Source organism: Curtobacterium sp. 1310 (assembly GCF_017834105.1).
In the GTDB taxonomy this organism is placed as follows: Bacteria; Actinomycetota; Actinomycetes; order Actinomycetales; family Microbacteriaceae; genus Curtobacterium.
The window spans coordinates 788,305-807,947 of the sequence record NZ_JAFICY010000001.1 but is presented as its reverse complement, the minus strand read 5'-3'; the positions used below and the strand labels follow the sequence as shown (position 1 = coordinate 807,947).

The 19,643-nt window shown below is 72.0% G+C and carries 16 protein-coding genes; 11 read left to right on the top strand and 5 right to left on the bottom strand.

Going from position 1 to position 19,643, the window contains the following annotated elements; genetic code table 11:
* Positions 1 to 64: 64 nt before the first annotated feature.
* The 3 genes from JOD95_RS03705 (at position 65) to JOD95_RS03695 (ending at position 2,008) form a co-directional block, all read left to right on the top strand.
* Positions 65 to 544 (top strand): FHA domain-containing protein, encoded by a 480-nt coding sequence (locus tag JOD95_RS03705; protein WP_066653698.1) that lies wholly within the window; start codon positions 65 to 67, stop codon positions 542 to 544.
* Entirely contained in the window at positions 544 to 1,248 is a 705-nt protein-coding gene (locus JOD95_RS03700) for a MerR family transcriptional regulator (protein WP_066653699.1), read from the top strand. Before JOD95_RS03705 ends, JOD95_RS03700 begins: the two co-directional genes overlap by 1 nt.
* A gap of 199 nt (positions 1,249 to 1,447) precedes the next feature.
* Positions 1,448 to 2,008, top strand: coding sequence for a MerR family transcriptional regulator (locus tag JOD95_RS03695; protein ID WP_066658032.1), 561 nt, complete (start codon positions 1,448 to 1,450; stop codon positions 2,006 to 2,008).
* An 822-nt stretch (positions 2,009 to 2,830) separates the two neighbouring features.
* Here the strand turns inward: JOD95_RS03695 and JOD95_RS03690 are convergent.
* Entirely contained in the window at positions 2,831 to 3,643 is an 813-nt protein-coding gene (locus tag JOD95_RS03690) for a ParA family protein (protein ID WP_058729211.1), read from the bottom strand.
* A 60-nt stretch (positions 3,644 to 3,703) separates the two neighbouring features.
* Between JOD95_RS03690 and JOD95_RS03685 the strand changes: the two genes are divergently transcribed.
* From JOD95_RS03685 to JOD95_RS16610, 3 genes are all read left to right on the top strand, one after another.
* Entirely contained in the window at positions 3,704 to 7,114 is a 3,411-nt protein-coding gene (locus JOD95_RS03685; protein WP_209683103.1) for a pyruvate carboxylase, read from the top strand.
* Between the two features lies 1 nt (position 7,115).
* A complete protein-coding gene (locus JOD95_RS03680) occupies positions 7,116 to 7,619 on the top strand; it encodes a peptide deformylase (RefSeq protein ID WP_209683100.1) in 504 nt (167 codons plus the stop codon).
* A 189-nt stretch (positions 7,620 to 7,808) separates the two neighbouring features.
* Positions 7,809 to 7,934 (top strand): hypothetical protein, encoded by a 126-nt coding sequence (locus JOD95_RS16610; protein WP_268746771.1) that lies wholly within the window; start codon positions 7,809 to 7,811, stop codon positions 7,932 to 7,934.
* Positions 7,935 to 8,046: 112 nt separating this feature from the next.
* Here JOD95_RS16610 and JOD95_RS03675 read toward each other — a convergent pair whose 3' ends face one another.
* Positions 8,047 to 9,894 carry a long-chain fatty acid--CoA ligase gene (locus JOD95_RS03675; RefSeq protein ID WP_307810358.1) on the bottom strand — a complete coding sequence of 616 codons (1,848 nt, stop codon included), beginning with the start codon at positions 9,892 to 9,894 and terminating at the stop codon, positions 8,047 to 8,049.
* A 233-nt stretch (positions 9,895 to 10,127) separates the two neighbouring features.
* On the opposite strand from JOD95_RS03675, the gene JOD95_RS03670 reads away from it, so the two are divergent.
* The 3 genes from JOD95_RS03670 (at position 10,128) to JOD95_RS03660 (ending at position 13,376) form a co-directional block, all read left to right on the top strand.
* A complete protein-coding gene (locus JOD95_RS03670) occupies positions 10,128 to 11,081 on the top strand; it encodes an ROK family glucokinase (protein ID WP_066653706.1) in 954 nt (317 codons plus the stop codon).
* Between the two features lie 41 nt (positions 11,082 to 11,122).
* Positions 11,123 to 11,845, top strand: coding sequence for a 1-acyl-sn-glycerol-3-phosphate acyltransferase (locus tag JOD95_RS03665; protein WP_066653708.1), 723 nt, complete (start codon positions 11,123 to 11,125; stop codon positions 11,843 to 11,845).
* A 187-nt stretch (positions 11,846 to 12,032) separates the two neighbouring features.
* A complete protein-coding gene (locus tag JOD95_RS03660; RefSeq protein WP_144411431.1) occupies positions 12,033 to 13,376 on the top strand; it encodes a class II 3-deoxy-7-phosphoheptulonate synthase in 1,344 nt (447 codons plus the stop codon).
* A gap of 253 nt (positions 13,377 to 13,629) precedes the next feature.
* On the opposite strand, the gene pknB is transcribed toward JOD95_RS03660, so the two are convergent.
* Both pknB and JOD95_RS03650 read right to left on the bottom strand, forming a co-directional pair.
* The gene (pknB, locus tag JOD95_RS03655) at positions 13,630 to 15,672 is read right to left on the bottom strand and encodes a Stk1 family PASTA domain-containing Ser/Thr kinase (RefSeq protein ID WP_209683095.1); all 2,043 of its coding nucleotides are present in this window, start codon (positions 15,670 to 15,672) and stop codon (positions 13,630 to 13,632) included.
* Positions 15,673 to 15,784: 112 nt separating this feature from the next.
* Entirely contained in the window at positions 15,785 to 17,050 is a 1,266-nt protein-coding gene (locus JOD95_RS03650) for a LysM peptidoglycan-binding domain-containing protein (protein WP_307810357.1), read from the bottom strand.
* A gap of 171 nt (positions 17,051 to 17,221) precedes the next feature.
* Here JOD95_RS03650 and JOD95_RS03645 point away from each other — a divergent pair, with 171 nt between their 5' ends.
* Positions 17,222 to 17,578: an Rv2175c family DNA-binding protein gene (locus JOD95_RS03645; RefSeq protein ID WP_251160128.1), complete on the top strand. Its 357-nt coding sequence runs from the start codon at positions 17,222 to 17,224 to the stop codon at positions 17,576 to 17,578.
* A 153-nt stretch (positions 17,579 to 17,731) separates the two neighbouring features.
* On the opposite strand, the gene JOD95_RS03640 is transcribed toward JOD95_RS03645, so the two are convergent.
* On the bottom strand, positions 17,732 to 18,850 hold the full coding sequence (locus JOD95_RS03640; RefSeq protein ID WP_209683089.1) for a polyprenyl synthetase family protein: 1,119 nt from the start codon (positions 18,848 to 18,850) through the stop codon (positions 17,732 to 17,734).
* Between the two features lie 125 nt (positions 18,851 to 18,975).
* Between JOD95_RS03640 and JOD95_RS03635 the strand changes: the two genes are divergently transcribed.
* Entirely contained in the window at positions 18,976 to 19,377 is a 402-nt protein-coding gene (locus JOD95_RS03635; RefSeq protein ID WP_066653735.1) for a DUF3040 domain-containing protein, read from the top strand.
* Positions 19,378 to 19,643 lie beyond the last annotated feature (266 nt).

The window sequence follows — 19,643 nt, the reverse complement described above, 5'->3', positions numbered from 1 at the left end:
TTCGGGGCTCCCGCGAGGTCACCCGTTTCCGATACGCTGGTGCGCCAAGAGGAGGAGGTCCACGATGCCAGAGCCAGTGGTCCCGCAGCCGGGTGGTCAGAAGACTCCGGAACAGCGGCTGGTCGACACGACCCTGACCTTCAGCATGGACATGGGAGCGGCCCTGACGGCCGAGTCCGGTGTCTCGACCGAGGAGCGCGAGGCGATCAACGCCCTGCCCTCGGGTTCGGCGTTGCTGGTGGTCCGGCGTGGTCCGAACGTCGGCGCGCGGTTCCTCCTCGACTCCGACGTCACGACGGCCGGTCGGCACCCCGCTGCCGACATCTTCCTCGACGACGTGACGGTGTCGCGGAAGCACGCGCAGTTCCTGCGCCACGGCACGGCCTTCAGCGTCAAGGACAACGGGTCGCTGAACGGCACCTACTTCGACGGCGTGCGCATCGACGAGGCACTCCTGACCGACGGCGCCGAGGTGCAGGTCGGCAAGTTCCGCCTCACGTTCTACGCATCCCGGGTCGACCTGGCGCGCCTGGCGACCGCGTAGTGGCTGCGCGGTCCGCCGCAGCCCGGGCCGGTGCTGCGGTACCGGACCTGCTCACCATCGGGCAGGTCATCGCCCGGTTGAAGCCCGACTTCCCCGACCTGTCGAGCTCGAAGCTCCGCTTCCTCGAGGAACGCGAGCTCGTCACGCCGATCCGCACCGCCAGTGGGTACCGGAAGTTCTCGGCGGCCGACGTCGAGCGGCTCCGGATCGTGCTCGGTCTGCAGCGTGACCACTACCTGCCGCTCAAGGTCATCAAGGACTACCTCGCCGATCTCGACGCGGGGCGCGAGCCCGTCCTGCCCGGCGGCGGTGACGCCCCGAGACCGTCGATCCTCGGCCGCGAGCGTCGGTACACGCGGGACGAGACCGTCCGCGCTGCAGGTGCCTCGCCGATGCTGCTGACCGACGCGGTCTCGGCGTCGCTGCTGCCCGCGGCCGACACCTACGGCGACGACGCCGTGGCGGTGCTCAAGGCCCTCGTCGAACTGCAGCGCACCGGCATCGAGCCGCGGCACCTGCGTACCATGCGCGGTGTCGTCGAGCGCGAGGTCGGCCTGATCGAGTCGGCCCTCATGCCGGTGTCCCGCCGGGGCGACGCCACCTCGCGGGCCAAGGCGACGGAGCTCGCGCGCGAGATCGCCGGGCAGCTCGAGGTCGTCCGGTCGAACCTGATCCGCACGGCGATCGGCCGACTCGACGCATGACCGGCGACCGGTCGGCGTCCGGACCGGGGCTGCGCCCTGTCGACCGTCGGTGGTCGGGGCGTATCCTCGACACGCCGGACGCGCCGGTGCGGATGTGCCGGGCAGACCGTGTCCGAGTCGCTACCGTGGACCTCGGAACAACTCTCAACCCGTCGTTGAACCTTCTGGTGGGAGCTCGAACGTCGTGGAAGGCATGCACATGAGTGGGACTGACACCCCCGGTACCGAGTCCGAGATGACTCGGTACGACCTCGGCCTGCTCTTCACCGACGGCCTCCCCGAGCACGACGAGCAGAACGGCTACCGCGGCACCGTCGCCGCACGCGCGGCCGGCATCTCGTACCGACAGCTCGACTACTGGGCCCGCACCGAGCTCGTGCAGCCGACCATCCGCGGCGCTGCCGGGTCGGGGTCGCAGCGGCTCTACGGCTTCCGGGACATCCTCGTGCTCAAGCTCGTCAAGCGACTCCTCGACACCGGGATCTCGCTGCAGCAGATCCGCACCGCCGTGAACCAGCTCCGCGAGTCCGGCGTGTCCGACCTCGCCCAGACGACGCTGATGTCCGACGGGGCGTCGGTCTACCTGTGCACCTCGGACGACGAGGTCATCGACCTGGTGTCCCGCGGCCAGGGCGTGTTCGGCATCGCGGTCGGCAAGGTCCTGCGCGAGGTCGAGAGCTCCCTGGTCGAGCTCGACGCCACCCCTGCTGCGGACCCCGCCGACGAGCTCGCCGCCCGCCGGGCGAACCGCGCGTCCTAGCCGTTCCTCGCCCTCCCGCTCGTCCGGCTCCGCCGGACAGTCGTCGGTGCGTCGTCCGGTGCCCTCGACCGGGCCAGATCTGTCACGCTCGCGCCGTCCGACGACGTCCCCGACCCACTCGGCGTCCCACCGGCGGCGTGTCGTGCCCACTCGGCACCCGGCAGAGCCCGCCCGGCGGCCGACGACCCGCGTGTCCTGCTCACTCGGCGTTCGAGCACCGACCTTCGGCTGCTGAGACCCGAGCCCCGACCCCCGGGACGCGAGCCCCGACCCCGAGCCCCGGCCCCCGGGACGCGAGCCCCGAGCCCGGGCCCCGGCCCCCGGGCGGGTGGTTCCGGTCGCGCGAACTGCCGCGAGTGTCCGTCTCGGTCGGACGACTTGCCGCTCAGCTCCCGTGCGGACGGCATGTCGTGCGACCAGGACCGTCGACGACTGCATCGAGTCGAGCGTGCGACATCTCGGCCGTTCAGCGGATGACGGGCCCGAACGGTCGAGGGCTCGCCTCGGTGCGCATCGGCTTCAGTGCGCGCCGATCCGAGCGAGCAGGACATGCCGCCGGGTCGTCACGGCGCGGGCGGGATCCGTCGTCCGGGGACCTCGACCGTGACAGATGTTGCGCGCTCGACGGTCAGCCCAGCGCGAAGCCGGTCCGGGGACCTCGACCGTGACAGATGTTGCGCGCTCGACGGCCGGCCCAGCGCGAAGCCGGTCCGGGGACCTCGACCGTGACAGATGTTGCGCGCTCGACGGCCGGCCCAGCGAGGAGCCGGCCGGGGAGCAGCCGGTCCGGGGGAGGAAGCCGGCCCGGAGAGGCGGCAGCGCCTAGGCGGCGCCGCCCTCGGCGTACGGACCGATCTTGCCCGTGCGCATGATGCGCTCGAGCAGCTGGTCGAAGTTCTTCGCCATCTCCTGCGCCGACTCGCCGGGCCACACGTGCAGGGGCTTCGCCGCGCCCTGCGCCTGCTGCAGCGACGTGCGCTCCGGCAGCTGCGGCGAGAGCACGAGCGGGCCGAACATGTCCCGGAGTTCCTTGATGCGGAACTGGTGCTCGAGCGACTGCACGCGCGCCCGGTTCACGATGATGCCGAGCGGCTGCAGGCGGGGGGAGAGCCCGCGGCGGATCTCCTCGATCGCACGGAGCGCGCGGTCCGCGGCGGCGACGGAGAACAGGCCCGGCTCGGTGACCACGGTCACGCGGTCCGAGGCAGCCCAGGCGGTGCGGGTCAGGGCGTTGAGCGACGGGGCGCAGTCGATGAGGACCAGCTCGTAGTCCTGCTCGACGTTCGCCAGCGCCTCCTCCAGCTTCCAGATGTCCCGGATGGAGGGGTGGGGGCCGTCGAAGTTGATGGCGGACGGCGACCCGACGAGCACGTCGACCTTGCCCTGCGAGCCCTTCGTCCACCCGGACGGGGCGATCGCCTGGCGGACGATCTTCTCCTTCGGGTTCTCGAGGACGTCGGCGACGTTGAGGTGGCCGGAGATGTCGATGTCGAGGCCGGTCGAGACGTCGGACTGCGGGTCGAGGTCCACCACCAGCGTGCGCAGTCCCTTGGCGAACGCGGCCGATGTCAGGCCGAGCGTCACCGTCGTCTTGCCGACACCACCCTTGAGGGAGCTCACGCTGAGTACATGCACGGTGAGCCACGTTACCGCCAGTAAGGTTGTGACACCTCAACCCGGGCTGAAAGGGACGTCGTGTTCAGCAAGATCCTCGTGGCGAACCGTGGCGAGATCGCCATCCGCGCGTTCCGTGCCGCGTACGAGCTGGGGGCCCGGACGGTGGCCGTCTACCCGTACGAGGACCGAGGATCCCTGCACCGGCTGAAGGCCGACGAGGCCTACGTGATCGGCGAGCCGGGTCACCCGGTCCGTGCCTACCTGGACGTCTCCGAGATCATCCGTGTCGCCCGCGAGTCGGGTGCCGACGCGATCTACCCGGGGTACGGCTTCCTCTCCGAGAACCCGGAGCTGGCCGCCGCTGCCTCCGCTGCGGGGATCACGTTCATCGGGCCGGGCGAGCACGTCCTCGAGATGGCCGGCAACAAGGTCACCGCGAAGGAGCACGCGATCGCCGCCGGTGTCCCGGTCCTCGCGAGCACCCCACCGAGCCGCGACGTCGACGAGTTGCTCGCGGGCGCCGACGCCGTCGGGTTCCCGGTCTTCGCGAAGGCGGTCGCCGGCGGCGGTGGGCGCGGGATGCGCCGCGTGGAGACGAAGGCCGAGCTCCGCGAGGCGCTCGAGGCCGCGATGCGCGAGGCCGACAGCGCGTTCGGCGACCCGACGATGTTCCTCGAGCAGGCCGTCCTGCGTCCGCGGCACATCGAGGTGCAGATCCTCGCGGACGCCACGGGCACGGACGCCGGCACGATCCACCTCTTCGAGCGCGACTGCTCCGTACAGCGCCGCCACCAGAAGGTGGTGGAGATCGCACCGGCGCCCGACCTCGATCCGGCGATCGCCGCCGCGCTCCACCGTGACGCCGTCGCCTTCGCCCGGTCGATCGGCTACGTCAACGCCGGCACCGTCGAGTTCCTCCTCGACACCGAGGGCGAGCGTGCCGGCCAGCACGTCTTCATCGAGATGAACCCGCGCATCCAGGTCGAGCACACCGTGACGGAGGAGGTGACGGACGTCGACCTCGTGCAGTCGCAGATGCGCATCGCCGCGGGGGAGACCCTCGCCGACCTCGGGCTCGCGCAGGACACCGTCGCCGTGCACGGTGCGGCGCTGCAGACCCGCATCACGACCGAGGACCCGACGCAGGGCTTCCGTCCGGACACCGGACGCATCACGACCTACCGCAGCCCGGGTGGCGCGGGGGTCCGGCTCGACGGCGGCACGGTCGCGACGGGTGCGCAGATCAGCCCGCACTTCGACTCGATGCTCGCGAAGATGACCTGTCGTGGGCGGGACTTCCCGGCGGCCGTCGCCCGGGCGAAGCGTGCCCTGGCCGAGTTCCGCATCCGCGGCGTGAGCACGAACATCCCGTTCCTGCAGGCCGTGCTCGACGACCCGGACTTCGCCCGTGGTGACGTCTCGACGCAGTTCATCGAGGAGCGCCCGCAGCTCTTCGGCGGCCACGTGTCGAAGGACCGCGGCACGAAGGTGCTCGGGTGGCTCGCCGACGTGACGGTGAACAAGCCGAACGGCGAGCGTCGCCCGCAGACCGTCGAACCGGTCGAGAAGCTCCCGGCCGTCGACCTGTCCGCCGCGCCGCCGTCCGGGCAGCGCGACCTGCTGCTGCAGGTCGGCCCCGCCGAGTGGGCGCGACGGCTCCGCGCCCAGACCGCGCTCGCGGTCACCGAGACGACGATGCGTGACGCCCACCAGTCGCTGCTCGCCACGCGCGTCCGGACGAAGGACCTGGTCGCCGTGGCGCCGCACGTGGCCCGGCTCACCCCGCAGCTGCTGAGCGTCGAGGCCTGGGGCGGAGCGACCTACGACGTCGCCCTGCGCTTCCTCGGCGAGGACCCGTGGGAGCGCCTGGCGGCACTCCGCGGGGCGATCCCGAACATCCCGGTGCAGATGCTGCTGCGCGGGCGCAACACGGTCGGCTACACCCCGTACCCGACCGAGGTCACCGACGCCTTCGTCGCCGAGGCCGCCGCGAGCGGCGTCGACGTCTTCCGTGTGTTCGACGCGCTGAACGACGTCAGCCAGCTGCGTCCCGCCCTGGAGGCCGTGCTCGCGACCGGCACGGCCGTCGCCGAGGCGGCGCTCTGCTACTCCGGCGACCTCCTCGACCCGGCAGAGGACCTCTACACGCTCGACTACTACCTGCGGCTCGCCGAGCAGATGGTGGAGGCCGGCGCGCACGTCATCGGCATCAAGGACATGGCCGGTCTGCTCCGTGCGGGAGCGGCCGAGCGGCTCGTGGGCGCGCTGCGCGAGCGGTTCGACCAGCCCGTGCACGTGCACACGCACGACACCGCCGGCGGGCAGCTCGCGACGCTCCTGGCGGCCAGCCGGGCCGGCGCCGACGCGGTCGACGTCGCGGCGGCGCCGATGGCCGGGACGACGAGCCAGCCGAGCATGTCCGCGCTCGTGGCGGCGCTGGCGCACACCGAGCGCGACACCGGCCTCGACCTGACCGCGGTCGGCGCGCTCGAGCCCTACTGGGAGGCGGTCCGTCGCGCGTACGCCCCGTTCGAGTCCGGCCTGCCCGGTCCGACCGGCCGCGTGTACCAGCACGAGATCCCCGGCGGGCAGTTGTCGAACCTCCGGCAGCAGGCCATCGCCCTGGGACTCGGCGACCGCTTCGAGCAGGTCGAGGACTGGTACGCCGCGGCGAACCGCATCCTCGGCCGCCCGACCAAGGTCACGCCGTCCTCGAAGGTCGTCGGCGACCTGGCGCTGCAGCTGGCCGCGGTCGGCGCCGACCCCGACGACTTCGAGCAGAACCCGCAGCAGTACGACATCCCCGACTCGGTGATCGGCTTCATGGCCGGCGAGCTCGGCGACCTGCCCGGCGGGTGGCCGGAGCCGTTCCGGTCGAAGGTGCTCGAGGGCCGCGAGGTGCACGTCGGGACGACCCCCGTGCCGGAGTCGGAGCGCGCCGCGCTCGCGACCGCCGGACCCGAGCGGCAGCAGGCCCTCAACCGACTGCTCTTCCCGCAGCCGACCCGGCAGTTCGCCGCGGTGCGGGAGCAGTACGGCGACCTCTCGGTGCTGCCGACCCTCGACTACCTCTACGGTCTGCGTCCCGGGCAGGAGCACGTCGTACCGCTCGGGCGCGGCGTGGAGCTGCTCGTCGGGCTCGAGGCGATCGGCGAGGTCGACGAGCGGGGCATGCGCACGGTCATGACGACGCTGAACGGGCAGCTCCGCCCGGTCGCCGTCCGTGACCGCTCGGTCGAGGTCGCGACGAAGGTCGCCGAGCAGGCGGACCCGTCCGACCCGAAGCACGTCGCCGCACCGTTCTCCGGTGTGGTGACGCTCAAGGTCGCCGTCGGTGACGTCGTCCGGGCTGGTCAGCCCGTGGCGAGCATCGAGGCGATGAAGATGGAAGCGGCCATCACGGCGCCCGTGTCGGGCACCGTCGGCCGTCTCGCGATCCCGGTGACCCAGCAGGTGGACGCCGGCGACCTCCTGGTGGTGCTGCAGTAACGTGACCGTCCGTCCCATCCGCCTGTTCGGCGACCCCGTCCTCCGTTCCCCCGCGGACCCGATCGCACCGGACTCCCTCGGTTCGCCGGGCGTGCGCGACCTCGTGCATGACCTCCTGGACACCGTGCGCGAGCCCGGTCGTGCCGGCGTGGCCGCTCCGCAGATCGGTGTCGGCCTGCGCGCGTTCTCGTACAACGTCGACGGCGAGGTCGGGTACGTGCTCAACCCCGAGGTCGTCGAGGTGCGCGGCGAGGTCGAGCTCATGGACGAGGGCTGCCTGTCCGTCCCCGGGCTCTCCTACCCGACCCCGCGCCACCCGTGGGCCAGGGTCCGCGGCGTCGACGTCGACGGCGCCGAGGTCGTCCTCGAGGGCACCGGGCTGATGGCGGAGGCGCTGCAGCACGAGGTCGACCACCTCGACGGCACCGTCTACGTGATGACCCTCGCCCCGGAGGTCCGTCGCGCCGCACTGCGTGACGTCCGCGCCCAGTCCTGGTTCCACTGACCGCGTCCCGAGCACGCGGGCGACGGCGCCCCGGCCGCTCCCGCGACCGGCGGCGCACGCGGACGGGCCGCTTCCGGCGACCAGGGCGTGACACCCCTTCGCGGGATTGTCCGAACGTCCCGGTCGCGAGGTACCGTGTCCGCGTCGGCTTCCCACCGACACGGCTCCCACACCCTCAGGACACCCAGCATGACCGTTCAGAACGACGAGCTCAGCTCGCACCGCACCCGCACCAACCGCCGCCCCGACCCCGCGCCGACGACGTCGTCGGTCGCCGTCCTCGACGCGCCGGAGGTGCAGGCCCCGGAGGCCTGATCCGGAAGCGCGTCCGCGGACCCGGCGACGGGTCGCGCCCCGCGCGCAGACGACACACGGGAGGCCCGGTGTCGGTCCGTCGGACCGGCACCGGGCCTCCCGTCCGTCGTCCCTACGCGCGGCCCCGTCGTCGGGACGCGACCACGGGGGTGGCCGTGGTCTGGACCTTCGACCCCGAGTAGATGTGCTCGACGTCCGCGGCGAAGTCCCGCAGCACGACGGCGCGCTTGATCGTCAGCTTCGGGGTGAGGTGGCCGGAGGCCTCCGTCAGCTCGGTGTCGACGATGGTGAAGGACCGCACGGACTCGGCCCGGGACACCCGCTGGTTCGCGGTGTCCACGGCCTCCTGTACGGCGACGTGCACGCGCTCGTCGTAGGCGGCCTCGCGCGGCGTGAGCGCGGGGGTGATGCCGCGGGCCTCGCACCAGCCGGGGAGCATCTCCCGGTCGAGCGTGACGAGCGCGGCGACGAAGGGCTTGCCCTCGCCGACGACCACCACCTGCCCGACCAGCGGGTGCTCGCGGATGCCGTCCTCGAGCGGCGCCGGCGCGACGTTCTTGCCGCTCGCGGTGACGATCAGCTCCTTCGCCCGACCGGTCACCGTGAGCACCCCGTCGGCGTCGAGCCGCCCGAGGTCGCCCGTGCGGAACCAGCCGTCGCTGAAGGCCTTCGCGGTCGCCTCGTCGTTGTGCCAGTAGCGGTCGAACACGTCGACGCCGCGGATCAGGATCTCGCCGTCGTCGGCGATCCGCACCTCGACGCCCGGGAGTGCTCGACCGACCGTGCCGATGCGGAGCTCGCGCGCCCGGTTCACGGTCGCGGGCGCGGTCGTCTCGGTCAGGCCGTAGCCCTCGAGGATGTGCACGCCGATCGAGCGGAAGAAGTGCGACAAGCGGGGGGAGAGCGGAGCGGAGCCGCTGATCGCGTACTGCACGCGTCCACCGATCGCGTCGCGCAGCTTGGCGTAGACCAGCTTGTCGAACAGCGCGAACCGCAGCTTCAGGCCGAGGGGCACCCGTCCCGCGGCCACCGCCTCGGAGTGCGCGACCGCGACGTCGGCCGCGGCACGGAAGATCCGACCCTTGCCGCCGAGGTCGGCCTTCTGCTCGGCCGAGTTGTAGATCTTCTCGAAGACGCGGGGCACCGCCAGCAGGAAGGTCGGCTTGAACGTCGACACGGCCCGCATGAGGTCGCGGGTGTCCGGCTCGTGGCCGACGAGCACCCCGGTCGAGATCGACATCACCGCGATGAAGCGGGCGAAGACGTGGGCCATCGGGATGAACAGCAGCGTGGAGGACCCGTCGGCGACGACCTCGGGCATCGCCTCGGTGGCGCCCTCGACCGTCCCGGTGAAGTTGTCGTGCCGCAGGACGCACCCCTTCGGGCGTCCGGTGGTGCCCGACGTGTAGATGATCGTCGCGTCGTCGTGCCCGTGCACGTCCGCCGTGCGGGCGTCGAGCTCGGCGTCGGTGACCGTCTCGCCGAGGCGGACCAGGTCGTCGAGACCGCCGCCGTCGATCGTCCAGTGCTGTCCGAGGTGCGGCAGGTCCGGGGCGATCGACGCCACCCGGCGTGCGTGCTCCTCCTGCTCGACCACGATCGCCACGGTCTCCGAGTCGGAGAGGATCCAGCGCACCTGGTCGGGGGAGCTCGTCTCGTAGACCGGCACGGACACGAGCCCCGCGGTCCAGACGGCGAAGTCGACGAGCGTCCACTCCATGCGGGTGCGGGACAGGATCGCGACGTGCGCACCCGGTTCGAGCCCGGCGGCGACGAAGCCCTTCGCGATCCCGCGGACGCGCGCGAGGGTGTCCGCGGCGCTGACGGTCGTCCAGGTGTCGCCGTGCCGCTGGGCGAGGATCGGCCGGTCGGGCGTCCGACGCGCCCGGTCGGAGAGCAGTCGGGCGGCGGAGCCGTGGTCGGGTGCGGAGTTGGGTGCGGGCTGCCGCTGATCGTTCACGGTTGACTCCCTTGTCGGCCGGTGCGATACGAGGACGCCTCGACGATGAGACGTCACCGCCAGCATACGGGCGGAGCGGCACCGGACGGACGGGCTCCGGTGCGGTTCGCAGCACCTCGTCAGCCGTCGGGCGTCGTCGGTCGGCGCCGTGCGGGCAAGCGGTGCCCGGCGCCCACCTCGGTCGCGTTGCCGGCGTTCGGCGTCACCACGCGGAGACGGTAGGCTCGACCCTCGTGCATGCCATCGGAATCGACATCGGGGGCACCAAGATCGCGGGAGCGGTCGTCTCGGAGCTCGGCGAGATCCTCGCCGAGGACCGCGTCGCCACCAACGCGGCGGACCCGGACGCCATGCTCGACGACGTCGTGACGATGGTCACCCGTCTGCGAGCCGCCCACGACGTGGGAGCGGTCGGTGTCGCGGCACCGGGCTTCATCGACGCGTCGCAGTCGATCGTCTACTACACGCCGAACATCCGCTGGCGGAACGAGCCCCTCCGGCAGAAGCTCCAGGAGCGCCTCGGCGACCTGCACATCACCGTCGACAACGACGCGAACGCCGCCGGCTGGGCGGAGTTCCGCTTCGGTGCCGGTCGCCTCGTGTCCGACATGACGATGCTCACGATCGGGACCGGTGTCGGTGGCGCGATCGTGACCGAGGACCGGCTCTTCCGCGGCGGCTTCGGCACCGGCGGCGAGATCGGTCACCTGCGGATCGTCCCGAACGGCCTGCCCTGCGGCTGCGGCGCCCGCGGCTGCATCGAGCAGTACGGCTCCGGCCGTGCCCTGCAGCGCATGGCGAACGACGTCGCCGACGCCGGCGGCATCGGTTCGGCACTCGCCGACGCGCGCGAGCAGAACGGCGGGCAGCTCGACGGCGCGATCGTCGGCGACCTGATCCTGGCCGACGACCCGGGCGCCCTCGCCGCGCTCCGTCGCCTCGGTCGCCACCTCGGCGAGGCCTGTGCGTCGCTGTCCGCGGTGCTCGACCCGCAGCTGTTCGTCTTCGGCGGCGGTGTCGCGAGCGCCGGCGACCGTCTGCTCGAGCCGATCAAGCAGGCCTACCTCAACAACCTGCCGGCGCGCGGGTACCACCCGGAGCCCGACTTCGTGATCGCCGAGCTCGTGAACGACGCCGGCGTCGTCGGCGCGGCCGACCTCGCCCGCATCCACGCCCGCACGGCGTAGGGTCACCCCGACGGTACGCGCGTCCCGAACTGGAGTCGACGATGACCTACTGGCTGCTCAAGAACTTCCTGCTCGGCCCGCTCATCCTGACGCTCTTCCGACCCTGGGTCGTCGGCCGTGAGCACGTGCCCGCGAAGGGCCCGGTGATCTTCGCGTCGAACCACATCTCGTTCATCGACTCGGTGATCCTGCCGGCGGTGCTCGACCGGCGGATCTCCTTCCTGGCGAAGAGCGACTACTTCACCGGTCGGGGCCTCAAGGGCTGGGCGACGAAGACCTTCTTCAACGCCATCGGGCAGCTGCCCATCGACCGCTCCGGCGGCAAGGCGTCCGAGGCGTCGCTCCACACCGGGCTCCAGGTCCTGGCACGCGGCGAGCAGCTCGGCATCTACCCCGAGGGCACCCGCAGCCCGGACGGCAAGCTCTACCGCGGCCGCACCGGCATCGCCCGGATGATCCTCGAGGGCCGGGTGACCGTCGTTCCGGTCGCGATGGTCGGCACGCGCGAGGTGCAGCAGATCGGCCAGAAGTTCCCCAAGTTCAAGCGCGTCGGCGTCGTCTTCGGCAGGCCGCTCGACTTCTCGCGCTTCGAGGGCTTCGAGACCGACCGGTTCATCCTGCGCAGCGTCACCGACGAGGTCATGCACGAACTCGCCGGACTGAGCCGCCAGGAGTACGTCGACGTGTACGCGACGAGCGTCAAGGAGCGTGCCAGCAGCGCTCGTGAGCAGGTCATGAAGGACCGCCGCACGCCGACCGCCTGACGGGCGACCGCCGTCGTCGCCCCCGCGTCACGCGGGAGCGGCGGGTCGGGCGCGGACGGTAGGATCTGAGGACTCCGGCCCCGGCCGGACCGGCCTGCGCGCAGGCCTCCCGCTCCCGCCCGACCCAGAACACCGAGGTACCGCCTTGATCGAGTCGACCGACGTCGTCGCCCTGCAGGATCCGGACGTGATCGAGGGTCTCGACCACTGGCGCACCCTGCCGATCAAGCAGCAGCCGACCTGGCCCGACCGCGCCGCGGCCGAGGCGGCGTCGGCCGAGATCGCGACGCTGCCGCCGCTCGTCTTCGCGGGCGAGGTCGACAAGCTCCGTGACCGGCTCGCCGCAGCGGCGCAGGGCAGGGCGTTCCTGCTGCAGGGCGGCGACTGCGCCGAGACCTTCGCCGGAGCCACGGCGGACTCGATCCGTGACCGTGTGAAGACCATCCTCCAGATGGCCGTCGTGCTCACCTACGGTGCCTCGACACCGGTGATCAAGATGGGACGCATGGCGGGGCAGTTCGCCAAGCCGCGGTCGAGCGACTTCGAGACGCGCGGCGACGTGACGCTGCCGGCGTACCGCGGCGACATCGTGAACGGCTACGACTTCACCCCGGAGAGCCGGCAGGCCGACCCCCGCCGTCTGGTGCAGGGCTACCACACGGCCGCGTCGACGCTGAACCTGGTCCGTGCCTTCACGCAGGGCGGGTTCGCCGACCTGCGGCAGGTGCACTCGTGGAACAAGGGCTTCGCGTCGAACCCGGCGAACGCCCGCTACGAGCACCTCGCGAAGGAGATCGACCGCGCGATCCGTTTCATGGACGCCTGCGGAGCCGACTTCGAGGCGCTGAAGCACACCGAGTTCTACGCCTCGCACGAGGGGCTCCTCATGGACTACGAGCGGCCGATGACCCGCATCGACTCGCGCTCCGGTCTCGCCTACGACACCTCCGGCCACTTCATCTGGATCGGCGAGCGGACCCGCGACCTCGACGGCGCCCACGTCGACTTCCTGTCCCGCGTGCGGAACCCGATCGGTGTGAAGCTCGGCCCGACGACGACCGTGGACGACATGAAGGCCCTGGTCGACACGCTCGACCCGGAGCGCGAGCCCGGTCGTCTGACGTTCATCACCCGGATGGGTGCGGGCAGGATCCGCGACGAGCTGCCGAAGCTGCTCGAGGCGATCAAGGGCATGGACGCGAACCCGCTCTGGGTGACCGACCCGATGCACGGCAACGGCCTGACGACCCCGACGGGCTACAAGACCCGTCGCTTCGACGACGTCGTGGACGAGGTCCTCGGCTTCTTCGAGGCGCACCGTCAGGTCGGCACCTACCCGGGCGGCATGCACGTCGAGCTCACCGGTGACGACGTCACCGAGTGCCTGGGCGGCTCCGAGCAGATCGACGAGGCGACCCTGGCGACGCGCTACGAGTCGCTGTGCGACCCGCGGCTCAACCACATGCAGTCGCTCGAGCTCGCCTTCCTGGTGGCGGAGGAGCTGAGCGCCCACCCCTACCAGCGGCCGTAGTCGCGACCGCACGCCGGACGGGAGGCGCGGTGCCAGCCCGGCACCGCGCCTCCCGTCCGTCCGCTCGTCTCCCGCCCGTCCTGCCCGGCCTGTCCTGCCCGGCTCCGGTCGCCCGTCCTGCCCGGTTCCGGTCGCACGACCTGCCGCTCACGTTCCGCGCGGACGGCACGTCGTGCGACCGCAGCGTTCGCCGACGGCACGTCGTGCGACCGGAACCGGCGAGCGGTCGAGCAGCCGAGCGGCCGCCTGGCGGCTACTGCTCGTAGGAGAGCGTGATCGTGTCGCCGCGGTACACCGTGGAACCCTGGACCGGGTCCGTCGCGGTGACCGGGAGCGCCGACTTCCAGTCGTAGAAGCGGCAGAGCACGTTCGTGCAGTCGGGCACCTTCACGTCGAGGCCGAGGTTCTCGAGCGTGGAGGTCGCCTCGTCGATGGTCTTGCCGGCGACGTCGGGCAGCGTGATCGGCGTCGGGCCCTTCGAGAGCACGAGGTCGACGGCAGAGCCCTGCACGGCGGGGGAGTCCTCGACGCTGGACGAGATGACCTGCCCCTTCGGCACGTCGTCGCTGTAGCGCTCCTGCTGGGCCCCGACGACCAGACCGACGGCGTCGAGCGCGGCGGTCGCGCCGTCGAGGGTCTTCCCCGTGACGTCCGGGACGGCGCCGAGCGAGACCGTGAGCGTGACCGGCCCGCGTTCGGCGTACTCGCCGACGGAGGACAGGTCGACCGTCTGCCCGTCGGTGCCCAGGCCCTTCGCCGCGATCACGGTGTCCTCCGGAGCGTCGGCCGAGAACTCGTACTGGTCGTCCTGCAGCTGGAAGTCGTCGTCCAGTGCGGCCGTCACGGTCGACAGCGGTTGCCCGACGATCGCGGGCAGGGCGATCATCCGCGGGCCGTCCGACACGACGATCCGCACCGGGGTGCCCTTGCGGACCTCGCGTTCGGCCGCCGGCTTGGTCGTCGACACCTGCCCCTTCGCCACGACGGCGTCGTACCGGCTGTCGGTCTCGGCGGTGGGCTGGAGCCCCTGTGCCTGGAGCAGCTGCCGGGCCTGTGCCACGGACTTCCCGGCGACCTCGGGGATGCGGACGTTGCCCCAGGGCCCCGGACCGAGGGCCCAGCCGACGACGCCGGCGATGATCGCGAGGACCACGACGACCGCGAGCAGGATCCACCCGCGCTTCCGACGCTTGACGGACTTGTCGGCGAGGCGTTGCGCCGCCGGGGAGAGCGTCCCGGGCTGGGCTCCCGTGCGTCGGGGGCCGGGCGCACCGCGGCGGGCCGGAGCAGCGGGCGCACCGCCCGTCGAGTCGGCGATCACCCGGGTGGCGTCGTCCTGCTCGGGGCCGTCCCACCGTCCGGACGCATCGGCCGAGGAGGGCGACGCGCTGCCGGCCGGCAGGATCGCGGTGGCGTTCTCCGGACGCAGCACCGCGGTGCGGTACTGGCCGGTCGCGCGCTGCTGGTTGCCCGACATGTGGTCGAGCATCTCGCGGGCGTCGCGCGGACGGTCTGCGGGGTCGCGGGCGGTGGCCCAGGCGACCAGGTCGTCGAGCTCCGGCGGGACGCCCGGCTCCGCGGCGCTCGGCACCGGGACCGTGTCGTTGGCGTGCTGGTAGGCGATCTGCATCGGCTGGTCGCCCTTGTAGGGCTGCTCGCCGGTGAGCATCTCGTAGAGCATGATGCCGAGTGCGTAGATGTCGCTGCGCGAGTCGGCGGCGCCGCGCGTCACGAGCTCGGGGGACAGGTACGCGATCGTGCCGAGCAGGGCTGCTCCGGTGGCCGTGTTCGCCGTGGTCGCCCGCGCCAGGCCGAAGTCGCCGAGCTTGATGCGCCCGTCGTCGGCGAGCAGGACGTTCTCGGGCTTGAGGTCGCGGTGCACGATGCCGGCACGGTGCGCCGACGCGAGGCCGGCGAGCACGGCGCGCAGGATGTCGGTGGCCTGCTCCGGGGTGAGTGCCCGGTGCTCCTGCAGCAGGTCGCGCAGGGTGATGCCCGGGATGTACTCCATGACGATGTACGCCGTGTCGTCCTCGGCACCCTGGTCGTACACGCCGACGAGGTTCGGGTGGGAGAGCCGGGCGGCCGAGCGGGCCTCCTGGATGAAGCGCTCACGGAAGGCCTGGTCGTCGGCCAGGTGCCCGTGCATGATCTTGATCGCGACGCGACGCTCGAGCCGGACGTCGGTGGCGAGGTACACCGTCGCCATGCCCCCGCGCGCGATGCGCGAGCGCACGCGGTACCGCTGGTCGATCATGCGACCGATCATCGGGTCCGTTGCGGCGTTCGTGGTCATCGGCGGCATTCTACGAAGGGCTGCCGGTACGGTCCGACCTGACGCACCGACCGTGACCCAATCTCGATCTCGAGGATGAGTCGGCTGTCCGGCCGACCAGACGGGCGGGACCTCAGAGCGAGGCCAGCAGGGCGCGCGCGGTCTGCTCCCACTTCGCGTACTCGTTCGGGTACGCGGAGACCTGGACCGCCTGGGCGGCGTCGGTCAGGGCCATCGACGACCACCCACGCACGCCGAGCAGGCCGCGGGTCTTGCCGGGGTTTCCCACGAAGAACAGTTCGGCGGCGGTGGCCGGGTCCTGCAGTGCTGCCGACGTGCCCCAGCCCTGGCTCGGACGCTGCTGGAACAGGCCGACGGAGTCGCGGTCGCCGTGCGACAGGTTGCGCAGGCTCGACTCCTGCAGAGCCGCTGCGAGGGCGATCACGATGCCGCGGTCGGGGACGCCGAGGGTCCGGCCGACGCTGACGATGGTGGCCGCGTTGCGCCGCTGCTCACCGGTCAGCTCGACGCCGTTGACGCTGCCGACGGCCGTGGTCACGGCACCCCCGGTCGGCGTGGTCGTCGGCTTCGAGGTCGCAGCGGGCAGCACGAGGGTCTTCCCCGCGTAGATCGTGCTCGTGTAGCTGAGGCCGTTCGCCGCGAGGAGTGCCTTCACCGACACCCCGTGCTTCGCCGCGATCGCCCCGATGGTGTCGCCGGCGACGATCTTCACGCTCGACGCCCGGGCAGGTGCGGCCGGCGCGGTGCTCACGGTAGGCGCCGGCTTCGCGGCGGGTGCCGTCCCGGCGCGGGGGATGGTCAGGGTCTGGCCCGGGTAGATCAGCGAGCGCTGCGAGAGGTTGTTCGCGGCGAGGATCGCCGAGGTCGACACGCCGACGCGGGCGGCGATGCCGGACACGGTGTCGCCCGACTTCACGTGGTAGCTGCCGCTCGTGCTCGACGTCGCGGGTGCTGCTGCGGGGGCGGCGGGTGTCGAGGACAGGTGCAGCGTCTGCCCGGGGTGGATGATCGTGTTCCAGCCGAGGCCGTTGCGGACCAGGACCTCCTGCGCCGAGAGCCCGAAGCGCGCGGCGATGCCCGAGACGGTGTCGCCCTGACGCACCGTGTAGGTGGTGGGGGCCTTCGACACCGCGGCGACCGTGGTGACGGTGGTGGTCGACGGGCGGGCGACGGCGGTGCCGAACACCGGGCGCTGGCCCACGTTCCGGTCCTCGTCCACGTGCCGCTTCTTCGCGGCGTCGTCGTGCCGGGGCTCGGCGTGCGCCACCGGGCCGGTGAGGCCGGCGGTCACGGCGATCGTGCCCGCGAGGACGATGGGCATGGTGGCGAACCGGGCGGATCGAGCGCGCCGGGCGGCGTCGTCTGCAGCGTTGTCCACGGGTTGTCTCCTGTCCTGGGTGAGCCGTGCGCGGGAGCGGGTACTCACAGGTGGCTCCACGCTGACATGGCGTGATTCCCAAGTCAACCAGAGAGCCGCGTGTTGCGCGTGTGACTCGTGTGATCAGCGTGACGGCACGACGCAGGCCGGTGCTCTGGCAACATGGGGCGGGTGAGTGATGGACCCACCGACGACACGACCCTCTCCGAGCGCTGGCTGACGGTGCCCGACCTCGTGGACCTGCTCGGGGTGAGCCCCGGGCGCATCCACCGCCTGTTCGAGCAGAAGACGCTGCTGGCTGCCCGCGTGGGCGGCGTGCTGCGGGTGCCGAGCGAGTTCCTCGACGGCTCCGAGCCGATGCCGGAGCTGCGCGGCACGCTGATCGTCCTCGGTGACAACGGGTTCTCCGACGACGAGGCGGTCCGCTGGATGCTCTCCGAGGAGCCCGCACTCCGCACCTCGCCGATCGCCGCGCTGCGCGCCGGCCGCAAGGCCGAGGTGCGCCGCGTCGCACAGTCCCTGCTCTGAGCCCGGGAGCCGACCCGGCGCCCTGGACCGGAGACCCGTCCCGGCGGGCTGGCTCGCGCAGCAGGAGCCGCCCCGGTGAGGACGATCTGGTGACGGACGGGAGGCCCGTGGCGGTGTCGCCACGGGCCTCCCGTCCGTCGTCGTGGTCGGCGTCTAGGCGACGCGGGTGCTGACCGTGTCGGCCAGCGACAGCAGCTGGTCGCGCGCCGACGGCGTCAACGGCGCGGCCTCGAGCGCTGCCTTCGCGCGCTGCACGTGCCGGTCGATCGAGCGCTCGACGGCGGCGACCGCCCCGGACTCGGTGAGCGTGGCGCGCAGCATCTGCACCTGCTCCTCGTCGAGGTCGGGGTCGCCGAGCAGCTCGTCGAGCAGTTGCCTCGGGCCGGGCGGGAGCGCCTTGCGGGCCGAGGCGATGAGGACGGTGCGCTTGCCCTCGCGGAGGTCGTCGCCGGCGGGCTTGCCGGTGACCTCGGGGTCGCCGAACACACCGAGCACGTCGTCGCGGAGCTGGTACGCGACGCCGAGCGGCAGGCCGAAGGACCGCAGGCCCTCGAGCTGCGCCTCCGAGGCGCCGGCGACCAGGGCTCCGATGACGAGCGGCGCCTCGATCGAGTACTTCGCCGACTTGAAGACGATGACCCGCTGTGCCCGCACCAGGTGCTCGGTCTCGTCGATCGTCGGCCAGGCCGTCTCCTCGTGCACGTCGAGGTACTGCCCCGCGGTCACGTCGAGCCGCATCGTGTGGAACTCCTGGCGGACGATGCGTGCGCGCGCCGGGTCGAGGAGCGCGAGCCCCTCGTCGAAGACGGAGTCGCTCAACGAGAGCAGGACGTCCCCGAGCAGCAGCGCCGAGTTCGTGCCGTACAGCGAGCGGTCGCCGACCCAGCCGGACTCCTCGTGCAGGGACTCGAAGCGCCGGTGCGCGGCGGGACGACCACGACGGGTGTCCGAGCGGTCCATGATGTCGTCGTGCACCAGGGCGGCGGCGTGGAAGATCTCGAGCGCGGCGGCCACCGTGACGACGGCCTCGGCCGTGGTCTGGCGGGAGCCCTCGGCGAGGGGGTCGAAGGACCCCGAGCGGCCCGCCACGGACTGCCATCCCCAGTAGCAGAACAGCGCTCGGAAGCGCTTGCCGCCGGACAGTAGGTCACGGGCGTACCGGTCGAACGGCGCGAGGTCCGGGCTGATCGCGAGGAGCCGATCACGCTGCTCGTCGAGTGCCCGTCCGACCCGTGCCGAAACGAGGTCCACTAATCGCGTACTCTCAGCCACGACTCCTACCCTAGTGGAGCGGTCGAGTCATAGAATCGGTCCACTTCAGCGATGCCACAACCCGGCGGCAGCGCGGCACACCAGCTGTCGTCAGACAGCATCCCCAGGAACAAGAGGGAAACGAGATGCCACTCTCGGAGCAAGAGCAGCGACTCCTCGAAGAGATGGAGCGGAGCCTCTACCAGAACGACTCCGACTTCGTGGCGCGTGTCACGCGCCGCCAGGGACGCGCGAGTTACACGTCCATCACGATCGGTGTGCTCGGTGCCCTCGTGGGGATCGCCATCGTCATCGTGGCGCTCGTCGTGAAGCAGCCGTGGCTCGGGCTGCCGGGCTTCGTGGTGATGCTCGCCGGCGTGCTCTACGCACTGCGCCCGGGGATGCGGATGTCGAAGTCCGGGGCGAAGGCGCCGCGGGCGAAGGGGCAGTCCGCGGGTCGGCCGTCGCGCCCGTCCTCCTCCGGTGGCTCCTTCATGGACCGCATGAACGAGCGCTGGGACAAGCGCAACGACCCGGGGCAGCAGTAGCCGCACCGCACGCCCGCCACACGCCTCCACGGGGCCGGTCCTTCGGGACCGGCCCCGTCGTCGTGTCCGGGGTCGCGGTCGTGCTCGTGGCCGCTGCTCCGCGCCGTCCGCCCGCCAGTGACACCCGCCCGTGGCACCCGTGCCCGCCCTCGCACCCCGTGCTCCTGCCGCTGTCCCTGGCGAATCCGGGCGTGCCTGGTCGAACCGGGCGTAGTGGGTGGAACCGGGCGTAGTGGGTGGAATCGGGCGTAGCGGGTGGAACCGGG

What these genes read in the sequence shown, in the direction of transcription:
- JOD95_RS03705 (WP_066653698.1), top strand. Translation starts at nt 65, where the DNA reads ATGCCAGAGCCAGTGGTCCCGCAGCCGGGTGGTCAGAAGACTCCGGAA.
- JOD95_RS03695 (WP_066658032.1), top strand. Translation starts at nt 1,448, where the DNA reads ATGAGTGGGACTGACACCCCCGGTACCGAGTCCGAGATGACTCGGTAC.
- JOD95_RS16610 (WP_268746771.1), top strand. Translation starts at nt 7,809, where the DNA reads ATGACCGTTCAGAACGACGAGCTCAGCTCGCACCGCACCCGCACCAAC.
- JOD95_RS03665 (WP_066653708.1), top strand. Translation starts at nt 11,123, where the DNA reads ATGACCTACTGGCTGCTCAAGAACTTCCTGCTCGGCCCGCTCATCCTG.
- pknB (WP_209683095.1), bottom strand. Translation starts at nt 15,672, where the DNA reads ATGACCACGAACGCCGCAACGGACCCGATGATCGGTCGCATGATCGAC.
- JOD95_RS03635 (WP_066653735.1), top strand. Translation starts at nt 18,976, where the DNA reads ATGCCACTCTCGGAGCAAGAGCAGCGACTCCTCGAAGAGATGGAGCGG.